This is a genomic window from Pseudomonas sp. SLFW (assembly GCF_009905615.1).
In the GTDB taxonomy this organism is placed as follows: domain Bacteria; phylum Pseudomonadota; class Gammaproteobacteria; order Pseudomonadales; family Pseudomonadaceae; genus Aquipseudomonas; species Aquipseudomonas bambusae.
The window spans coordinates 213,620-225,715 of sequence record NZ_JAAAKW010000004.1; the positions used below are offsets into that span (position 1 = coordinate 213,620).

The 12,096-nt window shown below is 59.9% G+C and carries 12 protein-coding genes and 1 tRNA gene; 2 read left to right on the plus strand and 11 right to left on the minus strand.

Annotation, left to right across the window (positions count from 1 at the left end):
• Positions 1-69: 69 nt before the first annotated feature.
• Positions 70-2,211, plus strand: coding sequence for a 3-hydroxyacyl-CoA dehydrogenase NAD-binding domain-containing protein (locus GVN17_RS09335; protein WP_166594966.1), 2,142 nt, complete (start codon positions 70-72; stop codon positions 2,209-2,211).
• Between the two features lie 134 nt (positions 2,212-2,345).
• A complete protein-coding gene (locus tag GVN17_RS09340) occupies positions 2,346-3,086 on the plus strand; it encodes an amidotransferase (RefSeq protein WP_166594967.1) in 741 nt (246 codons plus the stop codon).
• Positions 3,087-3,142: 56 nt separating this feature from the next.
• On the opposite strand, the gene GVN17_RS09345 is transcribed toward GVN17_RS09340, so the two are convergent.
• The 11 genes from GVN17_RS09345 to GVN17_RS09395 form a co-directional block, all read right to left on the minus strand.
• Positions 3,143-4,114, minus strand: coding sequence for a magnesium and cobalt transport protein CorA (locus GVN17_RS09345; protein ID WP_166594968.1), 972 nt, complete (start codon positions 4,112-4,114; stop codon positions 3,143-3,145).
• A gap of 92 nt (positions 4,115-4,206) precedes the next feature.
• The gene (locus GVN17_RS09350) at positions 4,207-4,965 is read right to left on the minus strand and encodes a 1-acyl-sn-glycerol-3-phosphate acyltransferase (protein WP_166594969.1); all 759 of its coding nucleotides are present in this window, start codon (positions 4,963-4,965) and stop codon (positions 4,207-4,209) included.
• A 279-nt stretch (positions 4,966-5,244) separates the two neighbouring features.
• Positions 5,245-5,934: a crotonase/enoyl-CoA hydratase family protein gene (locus GVN17_RS09355; RefSeq protein WP_166594970.1), complete on the minus strand. Its 690-nt coding sequence runs from the start codon at positions 5,932-5,934 to the stop codon at positions 5,245-5,247.
• A gap of 142 nt (positions 5,935-6,076) precedes the next feature.
• A complete protein-coding gene (locus tag GVN17_RS09360; protein ID WP_166594971.1) occupies positions 6,077-6,370 on the minus strand; it encodes a DUF6388 family protein in 294 nt (97 codons plus the stop codon).
• Between the two features lie 329 nt (positions 6,371-6,699).
• Entirely contained in the window at positions 6,700-8,202 is a 1,503-nt protein-coding gene (locus GVN17_RS09365; RefSeq protein WP_166594972.1) for a cytosine permease, read from the minus strand.
• A 159-nt stretch (positions 8,203-8,361) separates the two neighbouring features.
• Positions 8,362-8,769: a nuclear transport factor 2 family protein gene (locus tag GVN17_RS09370; RefSeq protein ID WP_166594973.1), complete on the minus strand. Its 408-nt coding sequence runs from the start codon at positions 8,767-8,769 to the stop codon at positions 8,362-8,364.
• Positions 8,770-9,063: 294 nt separating this feature from the next.
• Entirely contained in the window at positions 9,064-9,495 is a 432-nt protein-coding gene (locus tag GVN17_RS09375) for a DUF4124 domain-containing protein (protein ID WP_166594974.1), read from the minus strand.
• Between the two features lie 68 nt (positions 9,496-9,563).
• Complete coding sequence (locus GVN17_RS09380; protein ID WP_166594975.1) at positions 9,564-10,043, minus strand: helix-turn-helix domain-containing protein; 480 nt, start codon at positions 10,041-10,043, stop codon at positions 9,564-9,566.
• 248 nt (positions 10,044-10,291) lie between these two features.
• Complete coding sequence (gene pseH / locus GVN17_RS09385; RefSeq protein WP_166594976.1) at positions 10,292-10,849, minus strand: UDP-4-amino-4,6-dideoxy-N-acetyl-beta-L-altrosamine N-acetyltransferase; 558 nt, start codon at positions 10,847-10,849, stop codon at positions 10,292-10,294.
• A gap of 131 nt (positions 10,850-10,980) precedes the next feature.
• A tRNA-Ser gene (locus GVN17_RS09390) sits at positions 10,981-11,070 on the minus strand.
• 165 nt (positions 11,071-11,235) lie between these two features.
• The gene (locus GVN17_RS09395; RefSeq protein WP_166594977.1) at positions 11,236-11,985 is read right to left on the minus strand and encodes a 3-oxoacyl-ACP reductase family protein; all 750 of its coding nucleotides are present in this window, start codon (positions 11,983-11,985) and stop codon (positions 11,236-11,238) included.
• Between the last annotated feature and the right edge of the window lie 111 nt (positions 11,986-12,096).

Below are 12,096 nucleotides of genomic sequence, written 5' to 3' on the forward strand. Positions count from 1 at the left end.
CTGTTCGACAAATAAACATTCAGACGCCGCACACCTTTCCTACAAAAACAGCTTCAGGAAGAAGACCGCATGACTGACGCCATCCACTACGACCTCGGCCCCGATCAGATCGTGACGCTGACGCTCGACATGCCCGGCCAGCAGGCCAACACCATGAACGAGACCTACCGCCAGGCGATGGCTGAAACACTGGCTCGTTTGCAGGTCGACAAAAGCAGCCTCGTCGGCGTGATCATCCGCTCGGCGAAAAAAACCTTCTTTGCCGGGGGCGATCTCAACGAGCTGGTGCAGGTGGATAAAGCTCGCGCCCCTTGGTTCTACCAGATGACGCTGGACCTCAAGGCGCAGCTCCGCGCTCTGGAAACCCTAGGCAAACCCGTGGTCGCCGCGATCAATGGCGCGGCGCTGGGAGGGGGATGGGAACTGTGCCTCGCGTGCCACCATCGCATCGCGCTGGACGAAAGACACGTGCGCCTCGGCTTGCCGGAAGTCACCCTCGGCTTGCTGCCCGGTGGCGGCGGCACGGTGCGGCTGGTGCGGATGCTGGGGCTGGAAAAGGCGTTGCCGCTGCTCATGGAAGGCCGAATCCTCAACCCACAACAAGCGCTCAAGGCGGGGCTGATCGATCAGTTGGCCCACGATGCCGAGGACCTGCTGGCCAAGGCGCGCGAGTGGATTCTGGCCAACCCGTCGCCGAGCAAAGCGTGGGATCAGCCGGGGTTTCAGATGCCCGGCGGCACGCCTTCAAACCCGAAAGTGGCGCAGATGCTAGCGATTGCCCCGTCAATGCTGCGCAGCAAAACCCAAGGTCTGTACCCCGCGCCCGAGAAGATCCTCGCCGCCGCCGTTGAAGGCGCGCAGGTGGATTTCGCCACCGCCGAAAAGATCGAGGCCCGCTATTTTACGGAGCTGACCACCGGCCAGATCGCCAAGAACATGATCGGCACCTGGTTTCAGCTCAATGAACTCAATGCCGGGCAATCGCGGCCCAAGGCACCTCCCGTCTACCACATGCGCAAGGTCGGGATTCTTGGTGCCGGGATGATGGGCGGCGGCATCGCTTATGTGACCGCGCTGGCCGGGGTCGACGTGGTGCTGAAGGACGTCAACCTGGCCACGGCGCAAAGGGGCAAAGACTACTCCGTCCGGCTGCTCGACAAGCAGGTCGCCAGCGGCCGGATCAAGCCCGAACAGCGTGATGCCGTGCTGGGCCGGATCAAGACCACGGGTCGGGACAGCGATCTTGAAGGCTGCGACCTGATCATCGAAGCAGTGTTTGAAGACCGTGAACTCAAGGCCCAGGTCAGCGCTGCCGCCGAGCAAGTGGTGGTGCCGTACGCGGTGATCGCTTCCAACACCTCGACGCTGCCGATCACCGGGCTGGCCACGGCGGTCAGTCGGCAGGAGCGGTTCGTCGGCATGCACTTCTTCAGCCCCGTGGACAAGATGCGGCTGGTGGAAATCATCAAGGGTGCCCGCACCAACGACATGACCCTGGCCCGTGCGTTTGACTTCTTGCAGCAGATCAACAAGACGCCCATCGTGGTCAACGACGCCCGTGGCTTCTTTACCTCCCGCGTGTTCGCGACCTTCACCAATGAAGGCATCGCCATGCTCGGTGAAGGCATTTCGGCGGTAATGATCGAAACCGAAGCGCGCAAGGCCGGGATGCCGGTCGGGCCACTGGCGGTGTCTGACGAAGTGTCCCTCAGCCTCATGAGCCACATCCGTCAGCAGGCGCGGAAGGATCTGGCGGAGCAAGGCGAAACACCAACAGAGCACCCCGCCACGGCGGTGATCGACTTGTTGCTGAACGAATACAAGCGCGCGGGCAAAGCGGCGGGGGGCGGTTTCTACGATTACCCCGAAGGTGCGCCCAAACGCCTGTGGCATGAACTCAAGGCCCGCTTCGAAAAGCCCGACGCGCAGATCGCGGGACAGGAAATTCGCGACCGACTGCTGTTCATTCAGGCCATTGAGACCGTGCGCTGTGTGGAGGAGGGCGTGTTGCGCTCGACCACCGACGCCAACATCGGCTCGATCTTCGGCATCGGCTTTCCGGCGTGGACGGGCGGCGCGTTGCAGTTCATCAATCAGTACGGGCTCAAGGACTTCGTCGCCCGCGCGCAGTATCTGGCAGAGCATTACGGCGAGCGTTTTGAACCGCCCGCGCTGTTGCTGGACAAGGCGTTCAATGGCCAAACATTCTGATCACCGCGACGATGCCCTGTACAGCAACCGTTCAGACTCAGGTCAAATGACGGCACAGTGGCCCTTGCCTTGCCTCAGCCTTCAAGGCAGGCTTGGGCGTGTGCATTTTCGCCTTGTCGCTTCAGGTATTTTTCATGTCGTTACGCATCTGCATTCTCGAAACCGACGTTCTTCGCCCGGAACTGGTCGATCAATACACAGGTTATGGGCGGATGTTCGAATCCCTGTTCTCGCGCCAGCCGATCCCCGCCGAATTCGTCGTCTACAACGTGATGCACGGCAATTACCCGTCAGATGACGAGCATTTCGACGCGTACCTGATCACCGGCTCCAAGGCCGATTCCTTCGGCACCGACCCGTGGATTCAAACCCTCAAGACCTATCTATTGGAGCGCTACAAGCGTGGCGACAAGCTGCTGGGCGTGTGCTTCGGCCATCAATTATTGGCCCTGCTGCTGGGCGGCAAGACCGAACGCGCGACCCAAGGCTGGGGCGTGGGCATTCACCACTACGATCTGGCGCCTGCCACGCCGTGGATGACTCCGGCGATGGACAAGCTGACCCTGCTGATCAGCCACCAGGATCAGGTCACGGCATTGCCCGAAGGCGCGACGGTCATCGCTTCAAGCCCGTTCTGCCAGTTCGCGGCGTACCACATCAATGATCAGGTGCTGTGCTTTCAGGGCCACCCCGAATTCATCCACGAGTACTCGCGCACCCTGCTCGACATTCGTCAGGATGCGTTGGGGCAACAGGTGTACAGCAAAGGCGTTGCCAGCCTGGAAGAAGACCACCACGGCACGACTGTGGCGGAGTGGATGATGCGGTTTGTGGCCAGCAAGCCAGCCAACGGCAAGCAACCAGCGGCAAGCTGACAACAGCGACGAGCTACAAGCGCAGAGAACCTGCAGCTTGTAGCTCGCCCGCTGCTTCACAACCAGCCCGACCGCTTGAAGCTCGCAAACAGAATCCCGCACCCGCCCACTATCACCCCCAACACCGCGAAATAGCCGTAATGCCAGCTCAGCTCCGGCATGTTCTGGAAGTTCATCCCGTAAATCCCGGCAATCGCGGTGGGGAACGCCAGGATCGCAGCCCACGCGGCGAATTTGCGTTGGGTCAGGCTTTGCCGTGATGACTCCAGCAACAGGCCGATTTCAATGGTCTGGCTGGCGATGTCCCGCAGGTTGGCCAAATCCTCCATCTGCCGTTTCACATGGATTTCCACGTCACGGAAATACGGGCGCATGTTCTTGTCGATAAAGGGGAAGCTCAGCTTCTGCAACTCTTCACCGATCTCAACCATTGGCGCTACGTAACGCCGAAGGCGCAGCAAATCCCGTCGCAAGGCGTGGATGCGGTGAATGTCGGCTTCGTTGAGCTCTGTGCTGAGCACGCTGTGCTCCAGTTCCTCAAGCTCGCAGTGAATGGCTTCGGTGACCGGCTGATAGTTTTCAGTCACAAAATCGAGCAGGGCATAAAGCACGAAATCTTCGCCGTGCTCCAGCAACAGCGGCCGCGCCTCGCAACGTTGGCGCACCAGGCCGTAGGACTTCGAATCGCCATTGCGCGAGGTGATGATGTAGCCCTTGCCCGCGAAGATGTGGGTTTCGATGAAGATCAGCTTGCCGTTCTCGCGGATTGGCGCATAAGTCACGATGAACAGCGCGTCGCCGAAGGTCTCCAGCTTGGGGCGGCTATGGACTTCCAGCGCATCTTCGATGGCCAGTTCATGCAGACAGAATTGCTTTTGCAGGGTGGCCAGCTCTTGAGCATTGGGCTGCTCCAGGCCGATCCAGACGAAATGGCCGGGCTTTGCGGCCCAGGCGGCCCCTTCGTCGAGGGTGATGTTAGTGACTTTTTTCCCGGCGCTGTAAACCGCGGCAGCAACGACTCGACCCATGATGGTTGGCTTCTTCTTTTAGGAGGACATCACACGCAGCTTAGCGTGCTCTCTCCTGTCAGAGTCGGCCAACTTCGACGAGTTCGAGGGTTTTAGGTGAGTTGTTCAGCGTCGGTTTGGGCAAGCGCCTCGTGGGTGCGCTGCGGGTTGTCCATTTGCTCGATGCAGGCTTGCATCTGGCTGTGGCACAGGGCGATCAGCTCCGGGATGTCATCGCTGGTCAGGCCGGTGGTGGACAATGCGGGCAGCGAGCGAATCATCACTTGGCCGCTGTCCCATTGGTTCAGGCGCATGTCCCGGAAGTAGGTGCTGACACACACCGGCACGATGGGCACACCGGCGTCGATGGCCATCTGGAATGCGCCGCGTTTGAACGGCAGCAGACCTTTGCCCTGATTGCGGGTGCCCTCGGGGAAGACCCAGATCGACGTGTCTTTGTGTTGCAACGCCTCGGTGGTCTTGCGAATGGAAAGCCGCGCGCGCAGGGGGTTGCCCCGGTCGATCAGCACATTGCCTGCCAGCCAGAACAGCTGGCCGAAAAACGGCACCCATTTCAGGCTTTTCTTGCCGATGCAGACGGTGCGTGGCGGCACGATGTTGCCGAGGATGAACAGGTCGTAGTTCGACTGATGATTGGCGACGATCACGCATGGGCGAGAACGATCGAAATGCGCGCCCATCTGGGCTTTGAGGCGCAGGCGCAGAATCCACATCGCCGGCAGTGCGTAGAGGCGGGCGCACAGGCGGCTGTTGTCGGGGTTGAACGGACGGCAGATGCCCAGCGCCAGACCCAACGCACCGGCGATGACGAAATGCACACCCATCAGCAACATACGCAGGACGAACAGCATGCGAACCACTCTCGTAACAAAAGGTGGCGCAGTGTACGGATGTGCACTTGAATCGGCAAATGCCAGACAGACGGGTGGTATTCGGCGAATTTAAGCGGATGTTTCAAGAGTCCGTGAACGACCCAGGTCGCGCTGTGGGAGCGCATGGCCCCCTGTAGGAGTGAGCTTGCTCGTGAAAGCGCCCGTCCAGTCAATCGGTGTGTGGCTGACGGATGGCCTTCGCGAGCAAGCTCACTCCTACAGGTGCGTGCGTCAATCAGAGGGGCTGGCGAGCCGCCCTTAAAACTGATGCTGTCGATCCAGCTCGATAGCCTTGTCCAGCATTTCCAGAAACGCCTTGCGCACCTTCAATTTGGTCTGCTTGTGCGCCTTCATGTTGATCTTCTTCAGCTGCAACGCCACGGTGCGTGCGGTGTCGACGAGCTCTTCGGGCGCCACGACCTTGTCCAGAAAACCGGCCTGAAGCGCGTCGTGGGGGGCGAACATTTCACCGTTGATCACCGAGCGGCCGAACGCGCTGTTGCTCAGGCGATCACGGGCCAGTTCGATGCCCGCGTGGTGCATGGTCATGCCGATCTGCACTTCGTTCAGACCGATGCTGAACGGGCCTTCGACGCCAATGCGATAGTCCGCCGACAGCAGCAGAAAGGCGCCTTTGGCCACGGCATGCCCGCCGCAGGCAATCACGATAGGGAAAGGGTGCGACAACATGCGGCGGGCCAGCGTCGAGCCAGCGGCGACCAGGTCCATCGCGGCTTCGGGGCTGGAGGTCATGATTTTCAGGTCATAGCCGCCAGAAAGAATGCCCGGCTGCCCGGTGATGATCACCACGGCGCGGTCTTTCTCGGCTTGATCCAGGGCGGCATTGAAAGCAGCGACCACATCGCCGCTGATGGCGTTGACCTTGCCGTTGCTCAGGGTGAGCGTGGCGACGCCGTCGTCCAGTTGATAGGCGACCAAATCACTCATGGCACGAGTCCTTATTGTTGTGAGATGGCGCAGACGTTACTCACCCCAAGGGGCAAGGTAAAGCGCTAAGGGTGACTGGCAAGTCAGGGTTTCGGGCCGCGTGGAGGGCAGAAAGGTGCGGCCCGAGGGAGTGGGACGGGGTTTACTCAGGAATGGCGTTTGCGGCGCGGTATTCTTCCCAGTCGATGCCGAGGGTTTCAGCGGCTTCTTTATGGGCTTCAAGTCGCATCGACTTGAGTTGCTCGGGTGTTTCAGCGATGAAAGTCAACGCCAGTTCCCATGTCTCGATGCCTTGGGCCTCTGCTTCATCTTCGAAGGCCCAGCGAATCTGATCCTGCTGGTCTTTCGGGGAAAGGTTTGCGATCTCGGCCTGAAGGGTCGGGTTGGTCACGATGTACTTTGCCAGGGCAGCTTCGGTCCAGTCATTTGCGTTCATGCGAAGCGATTCTCCAATAGAGCGAGCTGTCGTAGGCTTTGAACGATAAGTGGCTGCGCTCAGCCATGCTGCGTTAAAAACAGGCTCGGAATGCTTATTTAGGTCCCTAAAGTCGATCGCGACCCCGGCCGTTCCTCACCTGTTTTTGCCTTGCCTGGCTTTCGCTCGCCGACTTCTCGTTCAAACCCGTTTTTTGTAGGTCACTGACGTGAAAACCGATTGTGCGGGATGTCGGTCGCGGGTGCCACCCGTAGATGCGCCACCGGTCGTGCTGAAAACGAAAAGGGCCCGCTGATTGGCGAGCCCTTTCTTTAACGGCGGATGGTCGCTTAACCGATGGCCATCGGCTTCTTCACGTTGCGGTGGGCGTTGCTGCCCAGCAGCGGGTGCGGGCCGTGGTCGCCGTACACGCCCACCGGTTCCGGGAAGGTGCGCAGCAGCGTGATGTACAGCAGCGCCGCCAGGCCCAGGGTAATCGGCAGGCTGATGTCGATACCGCCTGCCAGATTACCCAAAGGTCCCACGAACTGCCCCGGCAGGTTCACGAAGCACAGGCCCACCACCGCGCTCGGAATCCAGGCACCCAGACCGCGCCAGTTCCAGCCGTGCTCGAACCAGTAATGACCGCCACTTTGGCCACGGGTGAACACTTGCAGGTCAGCCGGGTGGTAGAAGCCACGTCGGATGATCAGCCCCAACACCATGATCACGATCCACGGCGAGGTGCAGGTGACGATCAGCACCGCGAAGGTCGACACGCTCTGCACCAGGTTGAAGGCGAAACGGCCGATGAAGATGAAGGCAATGGCTGCGATACCAATCAGAATCGTCGCCTGTGCGCGATTCAACAGGCGCGGGAACATGCTCGACATGTCCAGACCCGTGCCATACAGCGAAGTGGTGCCGGTGGACATGCCGCCGATGATCGCGATCAGGCACACCGGCAGGAAGAACCAGCTCGGCGACACGGCCAGCAGACCGCCCACATAGTTGTTGTCAGTGATGTACTGCGGCGCTTGGGTCGCGACGATGGTCGCGGTGCACAGGCCGAACAGGAACGGAATCAGGGTGCAGACCTGTGCCAGAAACACCGACGCCATGATGCGTTTTTTCGACGTGTGCCGTGGGATGTAGCGCGACCAGTCACCCAGAAACGCGCCGAAAGATACTGGGTTGCTCATCGCCAATAGTGCCGCGCCGATAAACGCCGCCCAGAAACCTTCGTTGCCCTGTTTCACGGTGCCCGCAAAACCCGCGTCGAAGCTGCCGCTGAACGCGAAGATGCCCAGCAGGAACAGCAGGCTCGACGCGAACACCGCGATCTTGTTGACCCACAGCATGAAGCGGAAGCCGTAGATGCACACCACCAACACCAGCACCGCGAATACGCCATAGGCGACGGCCAGGGTCAGGTCGTTTTCCGGCAGACCGACCATGCGCTTGGCGCCGCCGATCAGCGCATCGCCCGAACTCCACACTGACAGCGAAAAGAACGCCACGGCCGTCAGCAACGAGAGGAACGAGCCGACAATCCGCCCGTGAACGCCGAAGTGGGCGCCCGAAGACACCGCGTTGTTGGTGCCATTCAGCGCGCCGAACAGCCCCATCGGCGCCAGAATGATCGAGCCCAGCACGATGCCCAGAAGGATCGACCAGACACCGGCCTGGAAGGACAACCCGAACAGCACCGGGAAACTGCCCAGCACCGCCGTGGCAAAAGTGTTCGCGCCGCCAAAGGTCAGGCGAAACAGATCGATCGGTGACGCATCGCGTTGATCGTCCGGAATTTGTTCGACACCAAAGGTTTCGATACGGGTTGTGGGATGTGACATGACGGATTCCTGCGCGCTGTCGTGTTGTTATGAGGCCTGCATCTGCATGCGGCCCGTATTTTTTTCGACCGGATATCTCGCGGCCGTGGCATTGGCAGTGGTCGGTATCCCGACCGAAAGTGCGTAAACGTTTTGATTCTTATAAATGAACGGGCGCGGCTACGCGGTGTGATCGGGCTGCGCCGACAGGTGTTCGTGGCAACACAGCCAGCGACGACCGTCGTGCCGGAAGACGATGGTTTCCCGCTCGTGGAACTGGGTTTCTTCGGTGCCGAAACGGACGCGAGTCGCGACGTCGTGCATGAAAATCGCCACGTCACCCTGAAGGCTGATGTGCGCGTTGCTGGATTGGCAATCGAGCACTGCAAAGCCGTCCGCTTGCCAGCCCACCCACACCTCGCGATACGCGGCGCGGGACCGCAGCGGGGCAGGGAGGGTGTAGAAGAAAAAGGTCGCGTCTTCGCTAAAGGCCTCGAAATACGCGTCGGTGTCGTTGCTGGCGAAGGCGGCGACCAGGGCGGCTGCGGCGTGCTGAACGTGTTCTTTGAGGTGTGGGGTGGAGGTCATGGCCGGCTCGTTTTTGTGATTCTGGCGATGGGGCACGACTTTAAGCAGCTCTTACATTCGGTAACATCGTTGCCGATAAATACTTAGTTCAGGAAATTCGGAAGTAAGGTTTACACGTTCTTCCCGTGCAGGCTTGTTTGGGATCGTGGTATGCCATGGGTTCATCGTTCACCAGGCTGCCGTTTTCGCTGCCGTCGTAACCTCCGGCGTCTCCCACGGGATCGAGCCACGTCGATGATCTGCTAACGCCATCAAACCTGTGGGAGCAGACGGAGTTTACGACGGCCGCGGAGGCTATTTCGCGCCGGACTGAAACAGGCTGCCTTTCACCGGCTGGCGAACCCTGCCCCCCGACGGGTCGAAACACGCGCTGTTGTAAATCGGTGCGACACAGCGAGAGGGCACACCCGGAGGAGGTGGGCGGATGGCCTGCATGTGATCGGAAATTTCTTTTTCGTTGGTGATGATGATCCGGCTGCGTCGACTGACCTGCAGAATTTCGGTGGCGTTTTTATTCAGCCGATCAGGGAAATCCCGCTCTTCCCAATCGCTGGACAGGCGCGACTGGCCGGGGCGCTGCGGCATCGCCTCACCCACGTAATCCGGGCAGGGGGTCGAAGCAAAGCTGATCTTGCCGTCCCGCGCGACGCATTTGAACACCTCGGCGCTGGCCGCTTCACTGAGAACCAGTGCAATGCCCGTCAGCGCGAATAACAACCCTTTCATCGAAGCCCTCCCTGTGTGGCGCAAGGCTACCACCGGAGAGAGGGGCTGTCAGCGGGCGGCGACAGGTGTCAGTGGGTTTCGTGACTGGCTTTCTGCACCTTGGCCAGTGCCAGCGCAACGAACATATCGGCATCGCCCTGCAACACCCGCAGATGATCCTCGACGTGGTCGGTATTGCTGGGCTGCTCCTTGGTGTCCACCAGGCGCGTGACCTCACACAGCGCATTGGCCGTCACCCACAGGCTTTGTCGCAACTGTCCGATAATCCTCACTACACTTTCGGCGCTGTCGTGATCGTCATCAGGCTGACCGAGGGAAGGCAGCATCGGCACCTCCATCCGGTTGTTCGAATCGATGCCGGTGACGACACGACTGATGTCGACGCCGGCCGCCGCGATACGAAACAGATAATCGGCCCGGGGCAAACGCTGCCCACTTTCATAATGACCTTGAGCATTCGCCTCGACACCACCGATGGCGCCCAAGGCGCTCTGAGTGAGCTTCAAGCGTTTTCGTTCCTGCTTCAGGCGTTTGCCAATACCGTTCATCAACCTACTCCTGCGAAATCCGCGTCCTTTTTTCGTTGTGATGGCCGCGCAATGGGGGCTGGAATACGGGCTGGGTGATCTGACGCAAAACTAGCCTCGTACGTGACCGTTTCCCTCCGAACGGAGGTTACGACGCATAGACATTAGCTCCTCGAAAGGCGGGATGAAACGGTTTCCGATGTTCTGCGGGAAGTTAATGAACAGCGTAGCCAAAACTCGGCCAGAAACCTTCTGGTCGGATGTACGACTCATCCGTTCGAATGCGTCAGCCTCGTGATCAAAGGCTCGATGGCCGGGCGCCGCGCTTGCCATTCGGCTTTCGTGATACCCAGCAATACGACATCAATGCGCTGACCCTCCTTGATGATGTTTTGCCGACGCACGCCCTCGATCTGAAACCCGAACTTCTGATGCATCTTGATCACTGCTGGATTGCTCTCCAGCACCTCGCAATTCAGCTTCTCAAGCCCCGCTTCATTAAAGGCATGATCCAGCATCCAGAACTCCACCTGACTCCCCAGCCCCTTGCCCTGCAAACGCGCATCCAGATAAAACGCCCAATCCGCTGTCTTCTGCGCGGCATTGATCGCACTCAACGACACCACCCCCGCCAACACCCCGTCGAGCATCGCCACAAACACCGACTGCCGAGCATTCCCCACCAACGATGCGAGCCAGGCGTCATGTTCCGATTGAGAGATTTCGTGGGAGGTGTACATGAACCTGCGCACGTCCTCCTGATTCCGGAGCAGCCGCACGGCGGATTGAATGGCGGGAGGGGATTCGGTCAGGGGGGTGAAGTGCATGGGAGCGGTTCCTTGCATCGGGGGATGGAAGGGATCATACCCCGCCCTTGGGGAAAGGCTAATACCGAACGGCACAAACGAAAAACCCCCGAATTCTCAAGGAATCTCGGGGGTTTCGTTTACATCGAATGTGGCGGTGAAGGAGAGATTCGAACTCTCGATACAGTTTCCTGTATACACACTTTCCAGGCGTGCTCCTTAAGCCACTCGGACACTTCACCGTATCTCTTCAGACGTTCAGTCTGTCGAGGCGCGCTAATGTATTCGAAGTCTCTTTCGAAGGCAAAGCTTTTTTTCAGATTTTTCATGCGGTTAAGCAGAAAAGCGCAAAGCCCCGGCGTCTCTTCAGAGCCAAGGCCTGTTGTTGCGCGGTGCGACGGGGGAGATCAGGCGCCGAAGCCGCCGTCGATGGTGAGGCTGGCGCCGGTAACGTAGCCCGCTTCAGGGCCTGCGAGGTAAGCAACCATGGCGGCGATTTCTTCGGATTTGCCGTATCGCGGCACGGCCATGAGGCCCAGCAGGGTTTCGGCGAAGTCGCTGTTGGCCGGGTTCATGTCGGTGTCGACCGGGCCGGGTTGTACGTTGTTGACGGTGATGCCGCGCGGGCCGAGGTCGCGGGCCAGGCCTTTGGTCAGGCCGACGAGGGCCGATTTGCTCATGGCGTAGACGCCGCCACCGGCGAAGGGCATGCGGTCGGCGTTGGTGCTGCCGATGTTGATGATGCGGCCGCCTTCCTTCATATGCACGGCGGCTGCCTGGGTGGCGATGAACACGCTGCGCACGTTGATGGCGAGGGTACGGTCGAAATCTTCCAGTTTGAAGTCTTCCAGCGGGGCGATGGCGAGGACGCCGGCGTTGTTGACCAGGATGTCGAGTCCGCCGAAGGTTTCAACGGTTGTGGCGACGGCGTCGCGGATGTCCTGTTCGCTGGCGCTGTCGGCCTTGATCGCCAGGGCTTTGCCGCCGCTGGCGGTGATGCTGTCTTGCAGGGCGCGGGCTTTGTCTTCGGAACTGACGAAGGTGAAGGCAACCGCTGCACCTTGTTCGACCAGACGTTTGACGATGGCTGCGCCGATGCCGCGGGAGCCGCCTTGGACCAGTGCAGTTTTGCCGGTGAGGTTGGTTGGGTGAGTCATGTCGATCTCCTGTAACCCGTGAGTAGTGAGTGGATGGGCGTCAGTATCCTGCGTGGATTAGGTTCTCGGTAGCGGGTAATCGCGATAGTCTGTGTAAACCAGAAGTTGTGA